This window comes from Paeniroseomonas aquatica, from assembly GCF_030409335.1.
GTDB lineage: Bacteria > Pseudomonadota > Alphaproteobacteria > Acetobacterales > Acetobacteraceae > Belnapia > Belnapia aquatica.
In genome coordinates, this window is the sequence record NZ_JAUFPN010000011.1 from 1 (window position 1) to 21,065 (window position 21,065).

Genomic DNA, 21,065 nt, shown 5'->3' on the forward strand with positions numbered 1-21,065 from the left:
GGCGCCAAGTGTCGCCTATGTTACCGACTGGTGAGTAATGCGTCGGACGCCTACATCATCTTGCGGCCCGAAGCCGAATGGCCTGACCCCGGACTGGGCAAGGAGGCGCTGATCGCGCTTATCGAGGCCGAGGTAGTGAAGTTGATTGGCACCAATATCGGCTTTTCGCAGCCCATCCAAATGCGCTTCAACGAGCTGATCGCCGGCGTGCGTGACGACCTCGCCGTCAAGGTCTTCGGCGACGACTTCCCAGCCATGCTGCGCTCGGCGCATCAGATCGCAGGGATCCTGCGCGAGACCGAAGGCGCTGCCGATGTCAAAGTGGAGGAGGCGACCGGCCTGCCGCTGCTCGACATTCGCATCGACCGAGCCGAGCTGGCACGGCGCGGCCTGACCATGGCCGCGGTGCAGGAGGCGATCGGCACTGCCATCGGCGGCCAGGAGGCCGGGCTGGTCTTCGAGGGCGACCGCCGCTTCCCCATCATCGTCCGCCTGCCCGATGCGTTGCGCAACGACATTGAGGTGCTGATGGACCTGCCGATCGCGCTGCCCGCGACCGCAGCGGACATACCGGCCGCCACCATTCCGCTGCGCCTAGTAGCGCGCTTCGACCTGACCGAGGGACCGAACCAGATCAGTCGGGAGAACGGCCGCAGGCGGGTGGTGGTGACCGCCAACGTGCGCGGCCGCGACATGGGCGGGGTGGTGGCCGAGGCGCAGGCGCGCATCGCCAGCGAGGTGGCACTGCCCGCCGGGTCCTGGATCGCTTGGGGCGGGCAGTTTGAAAACCTGGCGGCGGCGCGGGAGGGGTTGATGCTGGTGGTGCCGGCCTGCTTCTTCCTCATCTTCCTGCTGCTGAACTCGGCGCTGGGCAGCCCCCGCGACGCCTTGCTGGTGTTCAGCGCCGTACCGCTTGCGCTCACCGGCGGCATCCTCGCGCTCTGGCTGCGTGACATGCCCTTCTCGGTCACAGCCGCTGTCGGGTTCATCGCCCTATCGGGCGTCGCGGTGCTGAACGGGTTGGTGATGCTGACATACGTGAAGCAATTAATTGCCGAGGGGCTGCCGGCGCGCGTGGCGCTGCTGCAGGGGGCGATGACTCGGCTCCGGCCGGTGGCAATGACGGCCCTGGTGGCCTCGCTCGGCTTCGTGCCGATGGCGATCGCTACTGGCACCGGTGCCGAGTTGCAACGGCCACTCGCCACCGTGGTGATCGGCGGGCTGGTGAGTGCGACGCTGCTGACCCTACTGGTGCTGCCTGCGCTCTATCTGCGCTTCGGCAGCCATAGGACGCCCGCCCTGGTGGCAACGTTAGGGGTTGGACAGTTGGCGGGTGGAGGCCCTTGATGACCTTCCCCCGTTTAAGTTTGAGTGGATACGGGTTACGGCCTACGCGGCCGCGGCGAGTTGTCCATGTCGGCTGGTGTTTTGTAGCCAATAGCCGAATGAATACGCTGCCGGTTGTACGACGACGGAACGCCGCTGGGCTCGGCCACCAGCGAGGAATGCCGGATCGCTTCTATCGCGCAATCCTGGGCAGTGCGGTCCGGCGCGGGCGACCCGGCACGCGCTGCGTAGGCGATGGCGGCGATGGACCGCGAGTTGATCCACCCACGTAAAGGCGTTGCACTGCTGTTCTCGCCGCCCTTCGACAGGACACCGCTCGATCCCGGCTACATCAAGGGCTACCCGCCGGGCATCCGGGAGAATGGCCTGAGAGCCCATCTGGGAAGTTCGCCTTCATGCTGAGGGCTTTGCGGCCAGCCGCCGTAGCATGATGCGGATCATGGCCATGCGGACGAAGGCGGTGGCGATGCGGCAGTGCCGCTCGAATTCACGGGCGAGGCGGCGGTTGCGGCTAATCCATCCGATGGTGCGCTCCACGATCCAAAGCTTTGGCAGTACGACGAACTTGTGCCTGTCGCAGCGGCGGACGATCTCGATCTTCCACGTGCCCGTGCGGGTGACGGCGGCGGCCATCTTCGGCCTTCCATAGCCCCCGTCACCGATGATGCGCTCGATGAAGAGGAACAGCTACCGCGCCTGGCGCAGGAGCGGTTCGGCCCCATCGCGGTCCTGCACGCTGGCGGGATGCACGATGACCGCGAGCAGCATGCCCATGGTGTCGGTCAGCAGGTGGCGCTTGCGACCGACGACCTTCTTGCCCGCGTCGTAGCCGGACAGGTCGAGTGTAGAGCCCCCTTTTGCGCCGCCTTCGCCGTCTGGCTGTCGATGATCGCCGTTGTCGGGCTGGCCTCGCGTCCCGTCCCCTCGCGCACCGCGACGTATAGCGCGTGGTGGATACGCTCGATGGTGCCTTCCCATTCCCAGCGGGAGAAGTAGTCCCACACCGTGCTCTTTGGTGGCAGGTCCTTTGGCAGTGCGCTCCACTGGCAGTCAGCGGAAAGCACGTAGAACACCGCGCTCAGCACCTCACGCACGTCCACCTTGCGAGGCCTGCCGCCGTGCTTCGCTGGCCTGATTAGCGGCCCTACCAGCGCCTACTCGGCATCCGTCAAGTCAGACGGGTAGCGCAGGCCACGCCGGTCCGCCGCACGTCGATGTTCCGCCGTCCACGCCATCCGTCTGCCCCCGCGAGTCGCCCGCAGGGCCAGCGAATCAGTTCCGACTCAATCGATTTAATTCCTTTCCGGATGGGCTCTGAGATCATTACGTCGACGCGTGTTCGCAAGCGCGGCGTGGTAGGCTCCTCTTCCGGGACCTCTGCAGTCTGGCCGATCTCCCGCTTCGCTGTTTCAACTCGGGAAAATAGTTAAAGTCGAGCTCGAGGTGGCAGTAACTATCTCCCTGACACCCGGTATAGGGTACGTTATGTCACCTTCGGTTCAACAGGAGTCAGGGCGTGTCGAAGAAATTTCTGGCCGGCGTTATCGTTAAGGCGACTGAGATGCCGACAATTCAGGCCAGCGGCCTGGCTTCCGATATCATCGAGGCAATCAAAAGCGAAATCGTTGAGACTGGCCGCTATACTATTCCCGACTTTGGTGCCTTCATTGTCCGCAAAACCGCCAAGCGCACTGCGCTGAATCCTAGAACCGGGGAGAAGATAGCGGTGAAAGCCGGTGCGACCGTTCGCTTCAAAGCCAGCCCGGCACTCAAAGCTGCTGCTCTGGCCGGGATGAGAAAAACTAAGCGGAAAGCGTCAAAAGCCTGATAGATTGGGCCGGTTAAGAGGTAAGTAATACGTCGTCGTTCTTTCACCCCGTCTTCCACGCATCTGATGTTTGACTGATCGAATGACACTCGCCAAGTTAGAACTGGAGATGCGTTAGTTCGAGATAAACTAAAGTACCGCCTCATTTTTCAACAGGACGCTGTGGCCCAAGTTGGGCATCGACGTTTCAGTCGTATCTGCGGGATTTCTCGCCGATACGCATACAGAGACCAGCGGCTACCCGTTTGGCTCTCCGGAAGCACACTTCCATGGCCACCGCCACCAGTTCCTCTCCTCTGGCCGAAGAGGCCGACTTCGCCACTTTGCTCGATGCCCACATGGGGGCTAACACCGCCTTCGCCGGTTCAGTCCTGAACGGTCTCGTGCTTCGTATCGATGGTGATGTGGCCGTTATCGATGTCGGGCTGAAGAGCGAGGGGCGGGTTCCGCTCCGCGAGTTTGCGCCACCTGGAGTGGCGGTCAGCCTTAGTGTTGGCGACCGGATTGATATCTACGTCGAGCGTTACGAAGACGCTGATGGTTCAATCAAGCTAAGTCGGGAGAAGGCGCGCCGCGAGGAAGCCTGGACCACTGTCGAAAAATCGTTCGAAGCAAAACAGCATGTCAGCGGCCTAATCATTGGCTATGTTAAAGGCGGCTTCACCGTCGATCTTGGCGGTGTAAGCGCCTTTTTGCCCGGCTCTCAGGTCGATACGAGGCCGATGCGCGACGTCAGCTCGCTCATGGGTCGTCCGCAAATTTTCCAGATTCTCAAAATGGACCGCGCCCGCGGCAACATCGTGGTCAGCCGCCGTACAGTAATGGATGAGACACGCGCCGAACAGCGCAACGAGCTCATCCAAGGCCTGAAGGAAGGCATGATCCTCGACGGCGTGGTCAAGAACCTTACCAACTACGGTGCGTTCGTGGACCTCGGTGGCGTCGACGGTCTGCTGCACGTGACCGATGTGGCTTGGCGGCGTGTCCTCCATCCCTCCGAAGTATTAACCATCGGCCAGCCGGTGAAAGTGCAGATCATCCGCTTCAATAGCGAGACCCAGCGCATCAGCCTCGGCATGAAGCAGCTGATGACCGATCCGTGGGAAGGCGTTGCCGTCAAATATCCTGCCGGCGGCAAGTTCAGCGGCCGCGTCACCAACATCACCGACTACGGTGCCTTCGTGGAACTGGAGCCGGGGGTCGAGGGTCTTGTGCACGTCAACGAGATGTCCTGGACCAAGAAGAACGTCCATCCGGGCAAGATCGTCGCCACTTCGCAGGAAGTGGACGTTATGGTCCTCGACGTGGACGAGTCAAAGCGTCGCATCTCGCTGGGCCTCAAGCAGGGGCGCGGCAATCCCTGGGAAGTCTTCCAGGAAGCCAACCCGACCGGCTCCGTGATCGAAGGCGAGATCCGCAACATCACCGAGTTCGGCCTGTTCATTGCAGTCAGCGCGGACATCGATGGCATGGTCCACATGTCCGACTTGTCCTGGGACGTCGCTGGCGAAGCCGCGATGGCGAACTTGAACAAGGGCGACATCATCAAGGCGAAAGTCCTTGATGTCGACGTGGAGAAGGAGCGCATCTCGCTGGGCGTCAAGCAGCTTGAGGCTGATCCGGCCGCCGAAGTGCTCGACAAGGTCCGCAAGGGCGACGTCGTAACATGCGTTGTTACCCAGGTGCAGGTCAACGGCATCGAAGTACGGGTCGAGGACGTGCTCTCAGGCTTTATCCGCCGCGCCGAGTTGGCGCGTGACCGTGAGGAGCAACGCCCGGACCGCTTCGCGGTCGGCCAACGGGTTGACGCTCGGGTTGTAATGGTGGATCGCGCAGCGCGTCGTCTCACCTTGACCATCAAAGGCAAGGAGGTTGAAGAGGACCGTAAAGCGGTTGCCGAGTATGGCAGCTCGGAGGGCGGTGCATCACTCGGTGACATCCTTGGCGCAGCAATGCGCCGCAGGAACCAAGCTAACACCAGCGAGTGAGACGCCACCTTGACCGCCTGCGGAGATGGTGAAATTCCGGCTTTGGCCGAGGCGCAACCAAGCAGTGATCTCGGCAAGTCCGCGATGGCAGCACGGGCCTCCTGTGCGGGATCCAGCATCCAGTGGCCGGTGCGAGGCCAAGCGAGGGTGACAGGGTGGTCATCGCGCTCCTTTCAACCCACCCTGGATGGCCGCCTTAGGGTGGTGTGTTGGCCCGCAACTCATAGTCCTGCGGCCCGGCGAGCGCGCCGACCGTCGCCATCATTGCCACGCCGGCCAGCAGGGCCGTGCGGGCATATGTCCTCCAGATGTTCGTTCCAAGCGTCCTCGCGCCATGATCCAGCACGCCGCATAGGCGGCATGCGTGATGGAGCGGTCGAGTGGGGCCTGGTCGTGCACGACCTGCGAAGTGGCCAGATTCTTCGCCCGCGCCTTTCGCACGGTCAGGCGGAGAGATGCAGCAAGCTGGTGCTGACCAGATTTGTCGTTGAGACCCAAACTCACTACGTTTCCACAGCCTGCCAAGGCGGTCGCTGTTACTTGAGCCGTCCGCGCCTGGCCAAGCCGGCAATCATCCACCGTGGAACCTTTGGGCCACGAACGCGGGGCGGACGCGGAGATGGTGCCTTTTGCGGTGCCGGTAGCTCATCTCCACCCGACAGCATGTTTGTCGGCACATCGATGATAGCCCCCGGTTCATCAGTCGCTGCAGATACTGCAACCTCGTCGTTGAACATCTTTGTCTCTAGCCTTGGCCGCCCAGGCCCGCGTTGCCGGCGGATCGCCGCAGCCGGTGTTGGCGAAATAGCCAGATGCTCGACCTTCTGTTCGTGAAAGGCGGGCACGGGGTGCTTTCGCGGCCGGCCACGCCCTCGTTTGGGCTGAGCCTGTATACCGACATCGATGCCGCATTCCGGGGACGCTTCGCTATCCTTATCTGGCACCGCTTCGGCCGCGACGGTCACCGCATCGGCCACTGAGCCGGGTGGTGACGATCTGTCAGGCACGACCTCATGGTTGGGCTTGGTGAGCGCCGGGGAAGCGGGCACCACAGATGTGGCTGCAGCAACTGCTGCATGATCATCCTGTGCTGCCGCTACTGGAGCGAGCGGACCGATTGTAACAGCGGCATGTCTGGCCAGTTCGCGCAAATGCGGCTCGACCATCTGAGCAAAGGTCCCGATGGTCTCGAAGTAGCTCCCATTCCGGGTGGCCAGCATTGCCTGATCGCCGATGTGAAAGATCCGGCGCTGCATTGTCAGCCTCTGCACCTCCGACGGTGTAGCAGCGACGAACTCACAGCCGCAGGCACGAGCGGCGTCAATTTGGTTTGGAGTGAGCTTCAATTGTTATCTCTAAAGTTACGGTGAGAGAGTCATTAACTAAGGCGGTTGTGCTCCAGTCGACTAACATAAGCTGCGTTGGACTGAGACTCATGCTGGTCTTGGTCAGCAACCCCCCCGATTGACCAAATATGGTTGGACTATAGAGGCTCCAGTAGATGAGCCATCAATAAAATTCCGACACTTTTTGTAACTGCCGGCTCCTCGGCTTACCCAACAATTCTTCGGAGCGCACCTTCCCTCTCGGCTGACCGGTGGTGGCAAGGACCTGACCCCTGCCGTTCCGGCATGGCTGGCGGGCTGGGTACGCAGCCAGCCAAAGGCCGGACTGGCTTGGGTCCCGCGAGGCGAATGCCCATCTTCGGTGGGTTGGAATCGACGCAATGCCAGGCCAGGCGCATGAGGCGCCGACCGGGCCGCGGCGAAGGAGAATAATGATGATGATGTCCGCAGTGATGGGTCTGGTCAGCCTGGCCGCCAGCGTCACGCTGGTGGTCTGGGGCGCCGCGATCCGCCGCGACATGGAGCGTGGCGGGTTTCTGCATGGGGCCGGCCTGATGCCGGCCGGCGCGGCGCAGGAAGTGGACTGACCTCCTTCCGCCGCGGCCGGAATGCCGCGGCCCATAAACGACAGGCAGAAGGGCGGGCATCCCCGCCCTTTTTCGCGACGGCGCAGATTCGCCGCAGCCACCGCGTCCCTTCCCGCTGGTGGCCATTGGGAAGCTGAAAGTGTGGCGGCTGACGTCCGGTTCGTAGCCGGTATGGCTGACCGCGGCGCAGAGCGAGGTTTCGCGTTTGTGCCCGATGCGCTGGCGACTTTCATACGGCGCTGTCCGGGCCGTAGTTGTGGTCTGGCCTTGGCCTGAGGCTGATGCTCCCGAAGGCTACCGCCTGGTTCATCTCCAGCATGGCGTCGCGGGCCAATTCTAGGCTGGCGACCAAGGTGCTTGCCAATGCCGCTTGCTGCTGCAGCTGGCATCGCACCGTGCCCGGCAGGACCGGCGGCAGACAGTCCGCGAGCGGCAGCCCCTCCGGCCGCTGCCTAAGCAGCTGGGTGACATGCTCTATGGCCTCCGGCACGCGCCAGAGGTCGAGCAGGGCCGGCTGGTAGGCCGGGGCTTGGGCCGGCTGTCCCTCCCTCCCCTCGAGCATGGCGAGCGTTGCCTCGAGGAGGGCGACGTAGAGCTCCGCCTGGGGCCTTGCCTGCCGCTCCATCTGCCCCCGGGCAAAGACCCGCAGGCCGAGCTGCGGCCGGGCGGCGAGCCATTCGGCGGCGGCGCGCATGCGCGCCAGCTCGGTCAGCTGGCCCAGCCGCCGGGTTGCCTCGGCCGCGGCAGCCTCGGCCATGGCGGGGGTTTCCGGGCAGAGCAGACGGGCCTTGAGCAGGACGAGGTCACTGGCCGCAACCAGCTAGGTGCTGCGGCGCTCGAGCGGGACGCGATGGGCACTGTCCTCGAGGGCGGCGACGAGCTGGTCGGTGAGGGCGACGATCGACAGCGGCCCGAGGTCGACGCGGTGGCGGCGGATCATCTCGAGCAGGAAGTCGAGCGGCCCCTCGAAGCCCGCCACGTTGAGCCGCGGCATCGCCTCGCCGGCCGGTGCCATCGCCGCCCTCCCCTGCCCGGCCTCGGGCCAGTCCGGCTCCGGCTCAGCCATCGGCGGCTTCGCTGTAGTGCGGTCGCAGAGTGAGGGTCAGGTCCGGCCAGGCGCGGCGGAGGGTTCGGAGCGCCGGCCAGGGCGACCAGTCGGCCGACCAGAACTCCACCAGCCAGTGATCGGTCCGGCGGTTGCGGCGATCGGCCGGGCTGGGCAGCAGGCGGACGTGACGGAGGGCGCGGGTGGTGCCCCAGTGGTGCCAGAGCCAGTCCCGACTCTGCGGCTCCTCGGGCCCGAGCCGAAGAATGGCGAGGGGAACCGGCAGCAGGCGGTTCAGATCGAAGAGGCAACGCTGATCGGTGGCGGCGCGCAGCAAGGCGCGCTGCTGCTGCAGGGCGACCGAGTCGCGCAGTCGCCGCGCCAGGATCCGCGCCCCGGCCAGGCTGATGGCCCGCACCCCGTCGGCGGGGGCGGCCATGGGCAGAAACCAGTCCTCCTCCATCCGGTCGAGGTCGCGCTGCCAGGGGATGATCCCACTTCCCCTGGCAGCGGCCTGGAAGCGTGCCACGGCCTCGGTGGCGCCACTGACGCCGAGGGTGTTGCACAGCCAGTCGGTGTCGGCGGGAGCAAGGGGCATGGGACCGCTGCCTGACTCGGGCGGCATGGTCGTCACTGCCGCCTCGGCGGGCTGGCGGGCAATGCGGCTGGGGCGCGAGGACTGGCCCGCAGTCCATCCGGTGAGAGGCGGCTGCCGACGGGGACGCGAAGCCTGGCCAGACCGGCGCGGCGACGAAGGATACGCCAGACCCCCTGCGGGCTGAGCCGGTTCTCCAGCGTTCCCGCCGCGGTCACCCGGCGGAAGACCGCGCCGTAGTCGATCCGTGCCTGCCGCAGCCAGACCTCCAGGGCGCAAACCGGGCAGCGGTCCGAGTCAGGGGAACGGGCGAGCTCCAGCACGTCCTGCCCGATCTCCAGCACCACCCCCGCCGCGGTGAAGCGCAGCTGCTCGCGGTCGAGCGCGACCAGTTCGGCGCGGCGCAACCCGCTGGCCTGGGCCAGCAGGAACAGTGCCCGGTCGCGCCGCCCGGCCAGGTCCTCGCCGCAGCTGGCCAGCAGCGGCCGGAGCGCGGCCTCGCCCAGCGCCATGGCGGAGCGCACCGGGGTGACACGCGCCGCGACCAAGTCGCGCAGGGCGGCGCGGATCAGCGGCTGGGCTGGGTCCCATGCCTGGCCGGCCCGGCGGTGCCGGTCGGCGATCGCCGCCAGCCGACGGCGCAGGCCGCTCGGCCCAAGCCTGCCGGCCAGGCTGGCGAGGTGCCCGGCAACGGCGTCCGGGGTGGCTGGCAGCGTCGGCTGCCCGGCGGCCGCGCACCACGCGGCGAAGGCCTGCCAATCGGCGGCATAGGCGCGGCGGGTATGCGCCGACTGTGGGCGCCCGGTGGTGGCGTTGTGGATGGTGATGGCGCTGGGTCCCCTGCCCCGGTTCGGTCCTGCCGGCGGCCGCGCGAGCCTGCCACGGCGGGCTCGACTGCGGCAATCGGGCTGCTACTAGTATGAACGCACGATAAAATATATCTCAGCGCCCGCATGTCTGTAACCTATTGATATCGGTCACTCTTTTCAGCTCGGACGGTATTTCGCTATTTCCCGCCCCCATTCCGTCCGCTAAACGCTATTTTCGGACACTACCAACAGACGCTAGCCTCACAGCCATGTCCGATCTCACCGCCGAGCCCCCTGCCCTGCCCCAAGACCCCGCCACCGGCCTAGGCACCGTCATCCTCTCGACCAGCCTGCTCGGCGACCTCCAGGTGCCCGGCACACCCGAGCAGGCCGCGACCCTGCAGGCGCTCGCCGCTCGCGCCGCGGTCTATGCGACACGCGCCCGCGGCGACGGCACCCGCCGCACCTACCGCTCCGCCTGGCGGGCCTACGAGGCCTGGTGCAACGGCCTCGGCCGGCCGCCGCTCGCCGGCGACCCCGAGACCATCGCCATGTACGCGGTCCACGCCGCCGACCGCGGCCTCAGCCTCTCCAGCCTCCGCGTGGCACTGGCCGCCATCCAGGCCGCCCACCGCCTCGCCGGCATCGCCCTCGACCTCCGCCACCCCCGCCTGGTCATGCTGCTCGAGGGCATCGCCCGCACCAAGGGCTCCCGCCCGGCCAAGCAGGCGACCGCCGCCGGGCCCGAGGTGCTGCGACGGATGCTCGCCACCCGACCGGGGCCGGAGACACCACTCGGCGCCCGCGACCGGGCGCTGCTGTTGCTGGGCTTCGCCGGGGCGCTGCGCCGCTCGGAGCTGGTCGGGCTGGCCCTCGGCGATGTGGAGGCGGTGCCGCAACGCGGCCTCCGCCTGCTGATCCGCCGCTCGAAGACAGATCAGCGCGGCGCCGGCCAGGCCATCGCCCTCTCGGCCAATCCCAGGGAGCCCACCCTCTGCCCGGCCCGGGCGCTGCAGGATTGGCTAGTCTTTCGTCAGGGTGCCAGCGACCGCACCGGCGGCGCCTCCGACGCCGCCCTGCCGCTGTTCGTCGGGCTGAGCAAAGCCGGCCGGCTCTCCGCCGCGGCCCTCTCCGACAAGGCGGTCTGGCGCCTGGTCAAGCAGGCCGCCCGCGACGCCGGCCTAGCCAACCCCGAGGGCTACTCCGGCCACTCGCTCCGCGCCGGCCTCGCCACCGCCGCCGGCGAGGCTGGTGCCGACCTCGCCGCGGTCATGCGGCAGACCCGGCATCGCTCCGCTGAGGTGGCGCTTGGCTACCTCCGGCCCGCCGAACTTTGGCGCAACAATGCCTCGCAAAAGGTTTGGGAGGATGCCAGCGGTAATGTCACCAAAAGCCCGCCATCCAAGGATGCTGATGCGGAGGTTCGAGACAGGCAAGGCCAGCCCCGTAACCACGGGAAACGCATGTCAGGATTGGGGGCTAAAGCCTGCCGCAGATGATGAATAGGATCTTCAGCCTAAGCTCAGGCGGCTTTCCCTACCCTTCCAAGGCATCTTATGGGGCCGACAGCCGACCCTGCTAGCCAGAACACGGCATCTAAATCTCTTGTATAACCCATCCTGTTAGGTTATGAGGTCGAAATGGTGACGGTGCTACGGGCCCAGGGTTTTCGAGTGGTCATCTATGTCAACGACCATGACCCGGCTCATGTGCACGTATTCGGAGACGGCGAGGCGAAGATCAACCTCCTTGGCATTAACGGCTCGCCTATGCTGATTTGGGCGGACGGTATGAGCCGCGGTGAGATCCGCCGAGCCATGCGCATCGTGACCGAGGAGCAGGCTGCCTTGCTTGCCCAGTGGGAGAAGATTCATGGCTGAGATCACTGATGACCAGATCAATACCGCCCTTGCGCGTGGCGAGGCTGTCCGTCTTGCCGAGCCCAGGGCGGCGAGCGTGCGCTACGACCGGCAGCTCGACCGAGTGATTGTCGATCTTACCAATGGCTGTACCTTTGCCTTCCCGCCACGCTTGGCACAGGGGCTGGAGATGGCGACAGCAGATGAACTGGCACAGGTTCAGATGCTCGGAACGGGATCTGGCCTCCATTGGAAGGCGCTTGATGTAGACTTGTCGGTCCCAGGCCTACTCGCTGGTCTGCTCGGGACAGCCTCCCAAATGGCCCGGCGTGCCGGACGAATAACCTCAAGCGCGAAGGCCGCAGCGGCACGGGCGAACGGCACCAAAGGCGGCCGTCCACGTCGCTCGGCATAGATTGGTTGCTGGAACGGGGGCATTACCGTCGCATGCTTCATTCTCGTCGTGCCACTGCTACGCTCGCCATCCTCAAGTTGGCGTAGGCAAAATTCCGTCTTCCATCCCGTGACGTCAAATTTGGCGCAAGTGCTGACAGAACCCACAGGACTGCCACCGGCTTTCTTATCCGACATTGGCCGCCCGCCATGTTGGACCGGTCCAACATTAAGCACTACATTTAGCGTGTTGACCAATAGATGAAGCACCCCTGCCATTTATGGTCTTCACAGACCATTTCCGGTTGTCCTACGAGTGGCAGAGGGGACTGGATCGGGGGATCTGGATATGGTGGCACTACAGGCGGCACCATTCGACAGTGCAGCGGAGGGCAAGGGTGCTCCCGGCGAATTGGCAGCAGTTGCGAAGCACGCGAAACTAATTACGGTTAGTGCAGCCAAGGGAGGCGCGACCAAGACGGCCACCGTTCGAAACATCGCCGTCATTGCGGCACATGCTGGTCTTCGAGTTGCCGTGATCGATTTGGACCTTCAGCGGACGCTGACCAAATGGCATCAGCGTCGACCCAAGGCTGCGCCTGCCATTGAGTGCCGACCGATGCCGCTTAGGGGCGGCGCCAAGGCCATTCGAGCGGTCGTACAAAGCGGACGGTTCGACTTGGTTGTCGTAGACACGCCTCCGGGTCTGGAGGACCACGCCGCTGATATCAGGGCGTTGGCCAAATTTTCTGACCTCGTGCTTGTACCCAGTCAACCGCAGACTGCTGATATAGAGAGTAACGTTGAGTGGGCCAGGGTGCTTAGGCGAGACGGCGTGCATTACGCCTTCTTACTGGCCCGCACTTTTCGCAACAGGACCGCATTCGCCTCATCGAAGCAGAGCTTGCTCCAGGCCGGCCCACTCTGCCCCGTGGATGTCCGCGAGGCGGCTTCGGTTGACCGTTCACATCAGCAGGGGCTCGGCAACTTCGAGATTAGAGGTGACGTGGTGGGGCAAGATTTCCTTGGAGTCTGGAGTTACGCTGCCCGCGAACTGGCCCTGGTTGGCGAAGAGGACTGAATATGTCGTCGATGGTTCCAACCGCTCCTGTATTTGGGGTGTCCGGTAAGCGCTCTAGGTCAGCTGCCAAGGCTCCCGCAAAGCAGGCTATCGCCGTGTCGGAGCGGCAGGCGCTTCTCGAGAACGAGCCCTACGACACCGAAGATCCTGATGAGATCGTTCGCGAGATCGACAAGCTTTGGCGCGAGGCTCAAAGCAAATTCATCGCCATCGGTCGCTGGCTTTGCAAGGCATTCCGGGAGCACGAGGGAACCTATGAGGAGGCTATTGTCAGCCGCCTGCCTTTCGGGCGCATAGTCGCCTACCAACTCCGCATGGTTGCCGAGGCTATTGAGAGCCACCGCCTCCCAGTCGACGCGATGCCGCGTTCCTACTCAACGGCATATAAGCTCGTCACCCTGACAGCCGAAGATTATCAAGCTGCTCTGGACCAGAACCTAGTGCGCCCAGATGTGACGCGCGCCGAGGTCGAAGAATGGAAGCGGGCTCGCGTCAAGGCACGGGCACCCAAATTGGCGAAGCGTCAGCGGCTCGCTCAGGAACGGGCCACCATCAGGACCGAGATAGCGGAACTCGAGGTTCGACTAGCGAAGGCCCGTCAGAGACTCCATGAGATCGCCTCCGAGATCGGACATGAAGAGGGAGAAGGCCTCGGTGCCGTCATTGACGGCGTGGTCGAGGCAGGCGGCGTCATATTAGTCCGATCCAATATGGATGAGAGCTGCCAGCCAGACGTCTGAATGTCCTTGTCAGGATATGCGCGCCGGCGCCGCGGATAGCCCGTCTAGCACGTTGGCCCTTGTTACTGCCGATGTTGCCGAGGATGACGTCATCACCTGGCGCCCGTGTGGGCAGGAGCAGCTGCTCGACATAAGCCGCGAATAGGTCGCCGTTGATCGGGCCGTCGATGATGCAGGGTGCATCGAAGCGGTTATGTCGGAGGGCGGCGATGAAGGTCAGCGTCTTCCAGTGGTCATGCGGCAACTGGTGAACCAATAGCGCGGATAACGGGTGATTTAGTGTGGGTCGTGACGGCACCCAAGATCAATTTGGTGCCTCGGTGTCAGCGACACGCTAGCGTTGCGCCCGCGTTACAGCAGTCTGGGAGGCCCTCACTCGCCGCTGGGAGACTTGCTCTCGGCCTCCTCCTCACCAGGGCGGGCCGCAAGCTGGGACCACGCGATGGCGACTACCCACAGCAGGCCGAAGGCGCCGGGGATTGTCAGCGTCGGGACGGCGCTCTGGTTCAGCGAAGCTCCCTGCATTGCTGCGAAATCCTGGCTCCTTCAGAGGACAGTGGGCCACGAGAATGCACGGTGGAGCTTCCGGCCATCCGCTCCGCCACGGCGAATGCCCTGATAAAAGAGCCACTTTCCCCCTCGCCCGGCACCCATCCAGGCGTCCCGCCAGAGATGGGAAGCCAGCCTCTTGCGCAGGGCGACCTAGATGTCGTTGCTATGAAGGTTGTCCCTCCGGGGCTGGGCTGGGAAGCTGCGGTTGCGAAGCCTGCAACCCTCAGCCCGGAGCCCCGGATGGACGCGCATGAGAATGCCCGGACGACGCCGCATAGTCGAATGCTCATCGTGACCCGGCTCGGCGAAGGCCAGAGCGTGGCCGGGGTTGCGACCAGCCTCGGCATCACCCCGCGCACCGTGCGTAAGTGGCGGGATCGCCACGCCGCTGAGGGCGCCGCCGGCCTGCGGGACCGCTCGTCCCGGCCAGCGTCGAGCCCGACGCGCCTGGCTGCGGGCATCACGGCGCAGATCGAGGCCTTGCGTCGGCAGCGTCGGTCAGGCCCAGTCATTGCCCGCCAGCTCGGGCTGGCGCTATCCAGCGTTGGCCTCGAGCTGCGCCGCCTCGGCCTCAACCGCCTGGCCCTGCTCAATCCCAAGCCCGAGGTCATCCGTTACGAGCGCGAACACCCAGGCGAGCTTATCCACATCGATATCAAGAAGCTGGGCCGCATCGATGGGATCGGCCACCGCATCACCGGCGACCGCACCGGCCAGAGCAACGGCCGCGGCAAGGGCTGGGAGTACCTGCACGTCGCCATCGACGACGCCTCCCGCCTGGCCTTCACCGCCATGATGCCCGATGAGCGCAAGGACAGCGCTGTCCGCTTCCTCCACGACGCCCTGGCCTGGTTCAGCAGCCATGGCGTCACCGCCCAACGGGTCATGACCGACAATGGGTCAGCCTATAAAAGCAAGCTCTTCGCCCAGGCCATCGCCGAGCATGCTTTGAAGCACAAACGTACCCGGCCCTACACCCCAAAAACCAACGGCAAGGCCGAGCGCTTCATCCAAACCAGCATCCGCGAATGGGCCTACGCCTCACCGTTCCAAACTTCAGCCGACCGCACCAAGGCCCTCCAGCCCTGGCTGAACGACTACAACACAACCAGGCCCCACTCCGCCCTCAATGGCAAACCGCCCATCAGCCGCATCACCAGGGACAACGTCCTTGGCAACGACACCTAGAGCGGCGCAAACTCGCTGCGGTCACGGCCGTGCCACTGCATGAAGCCCGCCGCCTCACGGCATGAACCCCAGCGAGCCGTCCCCAAACCGCTGGCGGGCCTTGGCAACCGTCTTCCAGCCTTGCGCCGGCACGCCCCGCTCGTAGGCAACCCGGATGCGGCGGGACAGGCACAGGCGGGCCACCCCATCGTGGGGATGCAGGCCGAACACGGCCACCAGCGGCACCTCGCCGCAGTCGACATAATGGTCTAGTGCGAGGCGGACCGTCCGCTCGCGGCATCCTTAGGAGCCGTCGATCTCGGCGACGGTGGCGCCGGCACCCCGGCCGACGAGGGTGTCGACGCACGAGGGCGCGGCACGGTGCTGGCGGCGGCAGGGTATGGACTTCGACATGCCCTCAGGCTGCGTCGTCAGCATGCAAGCCACGAGGCGCCCGAGTCGCGGAGGGATGCCGGGTGATTTGGTGAGCCAACCTGATCCAGCTTCCACAGAGCAGGGCAGTTATCCCGGGTGAACGGGTGAGGCCAAGTGAGTGATTTGGAGAGGGCCAAAACGCAAAATCAGTAACTTACGCCGGTTACCCCGAGTGATTTGGCGTGCATACTAGTAGTACTTTCTAATATCTCTTCCCTAGTAGCTGCCTCACCAAAACACCCGGCGACAGGAACCCATCCGAACAGGCATGTTATAATCCATGAAGACGATTTGAGCAGGCCACGACGATGGGGACGGTCCACAAGCTCCTGCGGGAAGTCGGCAAGGCAAAGGCAATCACCGCCGGGACCGTTGAGCGCGACGTTATCGAGACAGCCGCGAAGTACATGGCCGACGAAGAATCGGGTTTGGGCTTCGTCTACTCCGGTTGGACTCAGTGTGCCTTACCCCATCGCAGACTTAAGGATGACGAACCGTGGACTGTAGCTTCTGAGAGGGTCCGGCTCGTCGTGCAGCCCGGCCTGCGCCCGGTCGGTGAGGACGGGCTGCTAGAAAGCGTTGGCGTGCCGTTTGGCGCCCATGCCCGACTCATCCTGCTGTTCCTGCAAACAGAGGCGTTGAGGACGGGTTCCCGTGAGGTCGAGCTTGGCGGCTCCCTGCGGCAGTGGATGGCCCGCCTTGGCATCCAACCCGGCGGGTCGGCCTTCCGTAGCGTCAGGGAGCAGGCGGAACGGATCTCGCGCTGCCGCCTCAGCTTCCACATCACAGGCAGCGGCCGGACGAGCGCGCTGGTGAACCAATCCGTGGTCGACAAAGCGCTGTTTATTGAGGAGTCGGACGAACGGCAGGGACGCCTGTCCTTGGAGGTCGCCAAGCTCTCCGAGGGCTACTTTGAGCAGCTCCGGAAACACCCGGTGCCGCTGGAGGAGGCCGCCATAAAGTCCTTGGCGAACAACAGCGCAGCCATGGATGCCTATATCTGGCTAGCCTACAGGCTGCACTCGCTGAAGGGCGACACGATGGTGACCTGGAAGGCGCTGAAGGCGCAATTCGGCACCAACTACAAGGAGCTCTACCACTTTAAGTCGAAGTGGCCAAAGGCGCTGGAGCTCGCCCTAGCCGTATATCCCGACGCCAAGGTCGAGGTGCTAGAGGCAGGCGTAGTCCTGAAGCCATCTCGCCCACCTGTAGCGCCGAGGCTATCGGCTATCCAACAAGGATAAGCGAGCTCACCAAATCACCTACGTTCGCAGCATCGAAACGAGACGCCTTGGGCTGTCCCTCACCAAATCACCCGGACTCCAAGGATTCGCCGGGGCCCTTTGGGCTCACCAGAACATTCGCCCTGAAGGATTCAGCAAAGGCGGGAGAAAACCACCAGGGCGACGGGGGAGGGGTATTGCAGCCTGCCGGTGACCGAACTGGTCAGCTTGGTCAGCACGTTGCTGGCGGTGGAGGCAGAGCTGGTTCGGGAGGCGGTCGGGCTGGAGCTGGAGGCCGGCGAGGTGGTGGCAGATACCCTGGGCGGCGAACCCTGTGTCTTCCTGGCCGGGCTGTACCGGATCGAGCAGAGCATCGCCGAGCGGCTGCGCGCCCTGGCTCAGGGACGGCCGCCCTGGCCGACGATTAGCGACGGCAAGGCCATCCCCTGGGTCGAGGGCCGCACCGGGCTGGCGCTGGCGCCGAGCCAGCGCGCGGCGCTGCAGCTTGCGCTGCAAGCCAAGGTGCTGGTGATCACCGGCGGCCCGGGCGTGGGCAAGACGACCCTGGTGAACTCCATCCTGCAGGTGCTCCGCGCCAAGGCGGTGGAGGTGGCCATTTGCGCCCCGACGGGTCGGGCGGCCAAGCGCCTGAGCGAGAGCACCGGGCTGGAGGCACGGACCATCCACCGCCTGCTCGAGGCTGACCCCAAGGCCGGGGGCTTCAAACGGAGCGAGGAAACCCCGCTGGCCTGCCAGCTGCTGGTGGTGGACGAGACCTCGATGGTGGACGTGCCGCTGGTGCGGGCCCTGCTGCGGGCTTTGCCGGACGAGGCGGCGCTGCTGCTGGTCGGCGACGTCGACCAGCTGCCCTCGGTCGGGCCGGGGCAGGTACTGGCCGACATCATCGGCTCCGGCGCCTTGCCGGTGGTGCGGCTGAAGGAGGTGTTCCGCCAGGCTGCCAGCAGCCAGGTGATCGTCAACGCCTACCGCATCAACGCGGGCAAGATGCCGGAGCTCAAGGCGGTCGAGGGCTCGGACTTCTTCTTCGTCGCGGCCGCCGACCCGGAAGAGGGCGTCCGCAAGCTGCTGGCGGTGGTGAGAACCCGGATCCCGGCGCGCTTCGGCCTCGACCCGATCCGCGACATCCAGGTGCTGTGCCCGATGAACCGCGGCGGCATGGGCGCGCGCTCGCTGAACATCGCCCTGCAGCAGGCACTGAAGCCGCCCGGCGAGCTCCGGGTCGAGCGCTTCGGCTGGAGCTACGGCGTCGGCGACAAGGTGATGCAGGTGACCAACGACTACGAGCGGGATGTCTACAACGGCGACCTCGGCCTGGTCACGGCGATCGACCCGGAGGCGGCCGAGCTGGTGGTCAGCTTCGAGGGCAGGGCGGTGGTCTACGGCTTCGGGGAGCTGGACGAGCTGGTGCTGGCCTATGCCACCACGATCCACAAGAGCCAGGGCTCGGAGTACCCGGCGGTGGTGATCCCGCTGAGTACACAGCACTACACCATGCTCGCGCAACCTGCTCTACACCGGCGTCACCCGCGGCAAGCGGCTGGTGGTGCTGGTCGGGCAGCGCCGGGCGCTGGCGATCGCGGTGAAGAACGGCAGCGCACGCTGACACTGGTCCAAGCTCAGCGAGTGGCTGGGAGGTGCCGATCCCGATGCAGAATCGGGTTATTCTTAATTGGCGTTTTTAAGGCGAAGTGCAGCACGTGATAAACCGAATTAACACGTGCTAATCCCAGTGCGGGCTGGCGAGTGCCACACATCGGAGTTTCGCATCATGGAAAGCGCTTTGGCGCTGCCGCTAGACCGTTTGGGAGGCTAGCCCGCTTCGTCCGCTTCCTCCCCCTTCGGTACCCATCCCGGCGGCCAAGGTGCTGCGGCGTGGGCCTCCGCGACTCGCCGCAGCGCTGCCGCCTCATCGTCCGATAACGGCCGGATGCCACGTGGGTAGCGCACCCATTCCCCCCGGTCGCATCCCATCTTGTCCGCGAAATCACGCAGCTCGGGCGACAGCGGCGCATGAGCCGCCGCCAGCCCTTCCAGCCAGGCACCGAAGTCGTCGCGGATTTCGTGTCGGCCATTGGCCATGTGCTTCACAGCGCCTTGCCCGACCCGCAGCCGGCGCGCGAGGCCCCGCTTTGTCCAGCCGATCATTTCCAGACATTCCGCGAAGCGAGACGGGGGCATAGGCATACGGGCGGTAATGGCCCGGCTGCGGCGCCGGCCGCAACGTAGAAGGCCGCCCATGGGCGGTCAGTGGCAAAGCGCGGAGTGGAACGGCAGGGGCGGGCCGACGCCCGCCCGCACCACCTACATCGCTGTCATGGCGACGCCCCGGCGGTGCCCGGCGCACCACGATAAGGCGGGATCGCAGCGGCAGCGCGCACGGCCGCGCGCTCGTTCAGTATGGCCAACAACAGCGCCTCGCATTCGTTGTCGATCAGGTTGGCGATGATGGCGCGGCCGGTCGCATCCTCGATCACGACTAAGAGGAAGGCAGGATCTTCCGAGCTGGTGCCGAGCGCAAAGCCGTTGCCGGTGTCGTCGTTGAGCACGAGCGGACAGCCCAGGATGGGCAGGGCGTGACAATTCATGGTGCGGAGCTTTCGGCGGAGTGACGCAGGAGAGGAAAAGGAGGGGCGGGGAGTGATCCCCGCCCCGGCCGGTCAGGCGGCGCCCTTGAGGGCCGCCATGCGCTCACCCAGCATCCACAGCGCCCGGTTAAGCTTCACATCCTGGTCAATGCCCGTGACCTCGCGCGAGGTCACGCGGCGGCGCTGGTTATTGCCGTCGCGCCCCCACGCCTGGAGCCCGCCCCGGATGGTGTTTTCCTGCACCCGGTTGAAGGTGCTCCACAGGTCCGCGCCCGTGTCCGCCGCTCGGCGGACGGTCAAGAATTGTTCCGCCTGAATAGGGGAGGCGACGTTACCTTCCTCATCCCCTAAGCGGATCACGCGGGCCGCATCCGCGAGGGCGTGCTGTTCGTCGCGGTTGAGGGTGATGCCGACCCAGGCATCGGCCGCCTCGATGGCTTGGCGCGAGGCGCCGAGGACTTCAAAACTGCCCTCGATCACTTGACGCACCACGTCGCCCTTGTGCGGCACCTTCACCGAGCGTTCCGGTCCGTCCGCCACGATCATCCCGTTGAGGCAGGCGAGGCGGAACACGCCTGCAGTGACGTGATAGGCGCTGGTTCCATCGTGCGAGTTGATCAGCACGACCTCCGGGAAGGTCATGCCGACGCGGCGTAGCTGGTTGGCTTGGTCCTCGTGGCGGAAGCGGATCAGGTGCTTTGTGTGGCCGCTGCGGTCGGCGTCTCGCGGGCGGGTCTGCCGCGCCAGCACGGGGGCGAAGCCCTCGCGCCGCAGGCCTGCGATCACGTCCGCGGTCGGGATGTAGGCATAGCGCGAGGAGCGGGAGGAATGGGCCTCGGTTGCGAAGGCGGACGGGGCGAGCTGCATCAGCTCACCGTCTGAAAGCGGGCCGGCGCCCATCGCAGCGCGAGTGGATCCAAAGGCACGAAAGGAACGGGAGAACGACATGGGAGCACCTTGCTCTAACCACCGAAACAGAACGCCTCGGCTGAGAAGGACAATACGCCCCCTCCCTCCCTTCGTCAACAGTTTAAAAGTTTAAAAGCAAAAAACAATGGGTTCATGAGTGTGATGGTCAACCGGCGTTGGCCACTGACGCGGCCGGTGCGAGCCTCCACGGTTGAGGCCGTGGCGCCAGATTATCCAGCTACCTTGTGGGGAAACTTGGCCTCGACCAGCTCCATAAGGATCGCTTGCGCCGTAACGGTGCGACCGGTGCTGGCCGTGCGCTTGGCGCCTTCCTCCACGAGCTGCGTGAGCTGACCGCGAGGAATACGGAGCGTGACCTGTACGGTATCGCCGGGCGAGGGGCGGCCGGGGCGTCGCTTGGTGGGCGGCGCGTTGTCCACATCGTGCGGAGCGGACGCGGCGGTGGGGCGGGGCATGAAAGCAGACCTTCTGCAAGCCCTTCACGGATAGGTTAGAAACTTTAGAACTTCAATAGTGATCCCGGCCGAACATTGG

The 21,065-nt window shown here is 65.0% G+C and carries 24 protein-coding genes and 2 pseudogenes; 15 read left to right on the plus strand and 11 right to left on the minus strand.

All coding sequences use genetic code 11. From position 1 onward, the window contains the following. Both QWZ14_RS01310 and QWZ14_RS01315 read left to right on the plus strand, forming a co-directional pair. Positions 1-1,347: efflux RND transporter permease subunit (locus tag QWZ14_RS01310; RefSeq protein ID WP_290314748.1), on the plus strand; the 1,347-nt coding region annotated here is incomplete at its 5' end. A 243-nt stretch (positions 1,348-1,590) separates the two neighbouring features. Further along, the gene (locus QWZ14_RS01315; RefSeq protein ID WP_290314749.1) at positions 1,591-1,749 is read left to right on the plus strand and encodes a hypothetical protein; all 159 of its coding nucleotides are present in this window, start codon (positions 1,591-1,593) and stop codon (positions 1,747-1,749) included. Here QWZ14_RS01315 and QWZ14_RS01320 read toward each other — a convergent pair. After that, a pseudogene (locus QWZ14_RS01320) lies at positions 1,741-2,582 on the minus strand (IS5 family transposase). The gene QWZ14_RS01315 and the pseudogene QWZ14_RS01320 sit on opposite strands and share 9 nt — an antisense overlap. 281 nt (positions 2,583-2,863) lie before the next feature. Here QWZ14_RS01320 and QWZ14_RS01325 point away from each other — a divergent pair. From QWZ14_RS01325 to QWZ14_RS01345, 5 genes are all read left to right on the plus strand, one after another. After that, on the plus strand, positions 2,864-3,175 hold the full coding sequence (locus QWZ14_RS01325) for an HU family DNA-binding protein (protein WP_290314750.1): 312 nt from the start codon (positions 2,864-2,866) through the stop codon (positions 3,173-3,175). 269 nt (positions 3,176-3,444) lie between these two features. Further along, positions 3,445-5,163, plus strand: coding sequence for a 30S ribosomal protein S1 (gene rpsA / locus QWZ14_RS01330; RefSeq protein WP_290314751.1), 1,719 nt, complete (start codon positions 3,445-3,447; stop codon positions 5,161-5,163). Between the two features lie 812 nt (positions 5,164-5,975). Next, complete coding sequence (locus QWZ14_RS01335) at positions 5,976-6,143, plus strand: hypothetical protein (RefSeq protein ID WP_290314752.1); 168 nt, start codon at positions 5,976-5,978, stop codon at positions 6,141-6,143. 96 nt (positions 6,144-6,239) lie between these two features. Further along, positions 6,240-6,533 carry a hypothetical protein gene (locus QWZ14_RS01340; protein ID WP_290314753.1) on the plus strand — a complete coding sequence of 98 codons (294 nt, stop codon included), beginning with the start codon at positions 6,240-6,242 and terminating at the stop codon, positions 6,531-6,533. 410 nt (positions 6,534-6,943) lie between these two features. Further along, positions 6,944-7,096 (plus strand): hypothetical protein, encoded by a 153-nt coding sequence (locus tag QWZ14_RS01345; protein ID WP_290314754.1) that lies wholly within the window; start codon positions 6,944-6,946, stop codon positions 7,094-7,096. A 229-nt stretch (positions 7,097-7,325) separates the two neighbouring features. On the opposite strand, the gene QWZ14_RS01350 is transcribed toward QWZ14_RS01345, so the two are convergent. The 4 genes from QWZ14_RS01350 to QWZ14_RS01365 form a co-directional block, all read right to left on the minus strand. Further along, entirely contained in the window at positions 7,326-7,853 is a 528-nt protein-coding gene (locus QWZ14_RS01350; protein ID WP_290314755.1) for a hypothetical protein, read from the minus strand. A 63-nt stretch (positions 7,854-7,916) separates the two neighbouring features. Then, positions 7,917-8,162: a hypothetical protein gene (locus tag QWZ14_RS01355; RefSeq protein ID WP_290314756.1), complete on the minus strand. Its 246-nt coding sequence runs from the start codon at positions 8,160-8,162 to the stop codon at positions 7,917-7,919. Beyond that, a complete protein-coding gene (locus tag QWZ14_RS01360; protein ID WP_290314758.1) occupies positions 8,155-8,739 on the minus strand; it encodes a hypothetical protein in 585 nt (194 codons plus the stop codon). Before QWZ14_RS01360 ends, QWZ14_RS01355 begins: the two co-directional genes overlap by 8 nt. A 32-nt stretch (positions 8,740-8,771) precedes the next feature. After that, the gene (locus QWZ14_RS01365) at positions 8,772-9,284 is read right to left on the minus strand and encodes a site-specific integrase (protein ID WP_290314759.1); all 513 of its coding nucleotides are present in this window, start codon (positions 9,282-9,284) and stop codon (positions 8,772-8,774) included. Between the two features lie 530 nt (positions 9,285-9,814). Between QWZ14_RS01365 and QWZ14_RS01370 the strand changes: the two genes are divergently transcribed. The 5 genes from QWZ14_RS01370 to QWZ14_RS01390 all read left to right on the plus strand — a co-directional run bounded on the left by QWZ14_RS01370 (position 9,815) and on the right by QWZ14_RS01390 (position 13,618). Then, complete coding sequence (locus QWZ14_RS01370; RefSeq protein ID WP_290314760.1) at positions 9,815-11,044, plus strand: site-specific integrase; 1,230 nt, start codon at positions 9,815-9,817, stop codon at positions 11,042-11,044. A 141-nt stretch (positions 11,045-11,185) separates the two neighbouring features. Next, a complete protein-coding gene (locus QWZ14_RS01375) occupies positions 11,186-11,425 on the plus strand; it encodes a DUF4160 domain-containing protein (protein WP_290314761.1) in 240 nt (79 codons plus the stop codon). Beyond that, positions 11,418-11,819, plus strand: a complete 402-nt coding sequence (locus QWZ14_RS01380) for a DUF2442 domain-containing protein (RefSeq protein WP_290314762.1) — start codon at positions 11,418-11,420, stop codon at positions 11,817-11,819. The genes QWZ14_RS01375 and QWZ14_RS01380 overlap by 8 nt, the downstream gene beginning before the upstream one ends. 327 nt (positions 11,820-12,146) lie before the next feature. Next, the gene (locus tag QWZ14_RS01385; protein WP_290314763.1) at positions 12,147-12,878 is read left to right on the plus strand and encodes a ParA family protein; all 732 of its coding nucleotides are present in this window, start codon (positions 12,147-12,149) and stop codon (positions 12,876-12,878) included. 95 nt (positions 12,879-12,973) lie between these two features. Beyond that, positions 12,974-13,618: a hypothetical protein gene (locus tag QWZ14_RS01390; protein ID WP_290314764.1), complete on the plus strand. Its 645-nt coding sequence runs from the start codon at positions 12,974-12,976 to the stop codon at positions 13,616-13,618. A 372-nt stretch (positions 13,619-13,990) separates the two neighbouring features. On the opposite strand, the gene QWZ14_RS01395 is transcribed toward QWZ14_RS01390, so the two are convergent. Next, the gene (locus QWZ14_RS01395; RefSeq protein ID WP_290314765.1) at positions 13,991-14,143 is read right to left on the minus strand and encodes a hypothetical protein; all 153 of its coding nucleotides are present in this window, start codon (positions 14,141-14,143) and stop codon (positions 13,991-13,993) included. 267 nt (positions 14,144-14,410) lie between these two features. Here QWZ14_RS01395 and QWZ14_RS01400 point away from each other — a divergent pair, with 267 nt between their 5' ends. Further along, positions 14,411-15,358: an IS481 family transposase gene (locus QWZ14_RS01400; RefSeq protein WP_290314766.1), complete on the plus strand. Its 948-nt coding sequence runs from the start codon at positions 14,411-14,413 to the stop codon at positions 15,356-15,358. A gap of 54 nt (positions 15,359-15,412) precedes the next feature. On the opposite strand, the gene QWZ14_RS01405 is transcribed toward QWZ14_RS01400, so the two are convergent. Continuing rightward, a complete protein-coding gene (locus tag QWZ14_RS01405; protein WP_290314767.1) occupies positions 15,413-15,574 on the minus strand; it encodes a hypothetical protein in 162 nt (53 codons plus the stop codon). 506 nt (positions 15,575-16,080) lie between these two features. On the opposite strand from QWZ14_RS01405, the gene QWZ14_RS01410 reads away from it, so the two are divergent. Both QWZ14_RS01410 and recD2 read left to right on the plus strand, forming a co-directional pair. Continuing rightward, the gene (locus tag QWZ14_RS01410) at positions 16,081-17,016 is read left to right on the plus strand and encodes a replication protein RepA (protein ID WP_290314768.1); all 936 of its coding nucleotides are present in this window, start codon (positions 16,081-16,083) and stop codon (positions 17,014-17,016) included. A gap of 159 nt (positions 17,017-17,175) precedes the next feature. Further along, a pseudogene (gene recD2 / locus QWZ14_RS01415) lies at positions 17,176-18,619 on the plus strand (SF1B family DNA helicase RecD2); the annotation flags it as partial. A gap of 206 nt (positions 18,620-18,825) precedes the next feature. On the opposite strand, the gene QWZ14_RS01420 reads toward recD2, so the two are convergent. From QWZ14_RS01420 to QWZ14_RS01435, 4 genes are all read right to left on the minus strand, one after another. Continuing rightward, positions 18,826-19,161 carry a hypothetical protein gene (locus QWZ14_RS01420; protein ID WP_290314769.1) on the minus strand — a complete coding sequence of 112 codons (336 nt, stop codon included), beginning with the start codon at positions 19,159-19,161 and terminating at the stop codon, positions 18,826-18,828. Between the two features lie 167 nt (positions 19,162-19,328). After that, positions 19,329-19,562, minus strand: coding sequence for a hypothetical protein (locus tag QWZ14_RS01425; protein ID WP_290314770.1), 234 nt, complete (start codon positions 19,560-19,562; stop codon positions 19,329-19,331). A 111-nt stretch (positions 19,563-19,673) separates the two neighbouring features. After that, entirely contained in the window at positions 19,674-20,549 is an 876-nt protein-coding gene (locus tag QWZ14_RS01430; protein ID WP_290314771.1) for a DUF932 domain-containing protein, read from the minus strand. Positions 20,550-20,740: 191 nt separating this feature from the next. Further along, positions 20,741-20,986, minus strand: coding sequence for a hypothetical protein (locus QWZ14_RS01435; protein WP_290314772.1), 246 nt, complete (start codon positions 20,984-20,986; stop codon positions 20,741-20,743). Positions 20,987-21,065: the final 79 nt, after the last annotated feature.

Excerpts from the sequence above, each read along its gene's own strand:
- QWZ14_RS01315 (WP_290314749.1), top strand. The coding sequence starts at position 1,591 with ATGGACCGCGAGTTGATCCACCCACGTAAAGGCGTTGCACTGCTGTTC.
- rpsA (WP_290314751.1), top strand. The coding sequence starts at position 3,445 with ATGGCCACCGCCACCAGTTCCTCTCCTCTGGCCGAAGAGGCCGACTTC.
- QWZ14_RS01335 (WP_290314752.1), top strand. The coding sequence starts at position 5,976 with ATGCTCGACCTTCTGTTCGTGAAAGGCGGGCACGGGGTGCTTTCGCGG.
- QWZ14_RS01340 (WP_290314753.1), top strand. The coding sequence starts at position 6,240 with ATGATCATCCTGTGCTGCCGCTACTGGAGCGAGCGGACCGATTGTAAC.
- QWZ14_RS01345 (WP_290314754.1), top strand. The coding sequence starts at position 6,944 with ATGATGATGTCCGCAGTGATGGGTCTGGTCAGCCTGGCCGCCAGCGTC.
- QWZ14_RS01350 (WP_290314755.1), bottom strand. The coding sequence starts at position 7,853 with ATGGCCGAGGCTGCCGCGGCCGAGGCAACCCGGCGGCTGGGCCAGCTG.
- QWZ14_RS01355 (WP_290314756.1), bottom strand. The coding sequence starts at position 8,162 with ATGGCTGAGCCGGAGCCGGACTGGCCCGAGGCCGGGCAGGGGAGGGCG.
- QWZ14_RS01360 (WP_290314758.1), bottom strand. The coding sequence starts at position 8,739 with ATGCCCCTTGCTCCCGCCGACACCGACTGGCTGTGCAACACCCTCGGC.
- QWZ14_RS01370 (WP_290314760.1), top strand. The coding sequence starts at position 9,815 with ATGTCCGATCTCACCGCCGAGCCCCCTGCCCTGCCCCAAGACCCCGCC.
- QWZ14_RS01375 (WP_290314761.1), top strand. The coding sequence starts at position 11,186 with ATGGTGACGGTGCTACGGGCCCAGGGTTTTCGAGTGGTCATCTATGTC.
- QWZ14_RS01380 (WP_290314762.1), top strand. The coding sequence starts at position 11,418 with ATGGCTGAGATCACTGATGACCAGATCAATACCGCCCTTGCGCGTGGC.
- QWZ14_RS01385 (WP_290314763.1), top strand. The coding sequence starts at position 12,147 with ATGGTGGCACTACAGGCGGCACCATTCGACAGTGCAGCGGAGGGCAAG.
- QWZ14_RS01395 (WP_290314765.1), bottom strand. The coding sequence starts at position 14,143 with ATGCAGGGAGCTTCGCTGAACCAGAGCGCCGTCCCGACGCTGACAATC.
- QWZ14_RS01400 (WP_290314766.1), top strand. The coding sequence starts at position 14,411 with ATGGACGCGCATGAGAATGCCCGGACGACGCCGCATAGTCGAATGCTC.
- QWZ14_RS01410 (WP_290314768.1), top strand. The coding sequence starts at position 16,081 with ATGGGGACGGTCCACAAGCTCCTGCGGGAAGTCGGCAAGGCAAAGGCA.
- QWZ14_RS01420 (WP_290314769.1), bottom strand. The coding sequence starts at position 19,161 with ATGATCGGCTGGACAAAGCGGGGCCTCGCGCGCCGGCTGCGGGTCGGG.
- QWZ14_RS01430 (WP_290314771.1), bottom strand. The coding sequence starts at position 20,549 with ATGTCGTTCTCCCGTTCCTTTCGTGCCTTTGGATCCACTCGCGCTGCG.
- QWZ14_RS01435 (WP_290314772.1), bottom strand. The coding sequence starts at position 20,986 with ATGCCCCGCCCCACCGCCGCGTCCGCTCCGCACGATGTGGACAACGCG.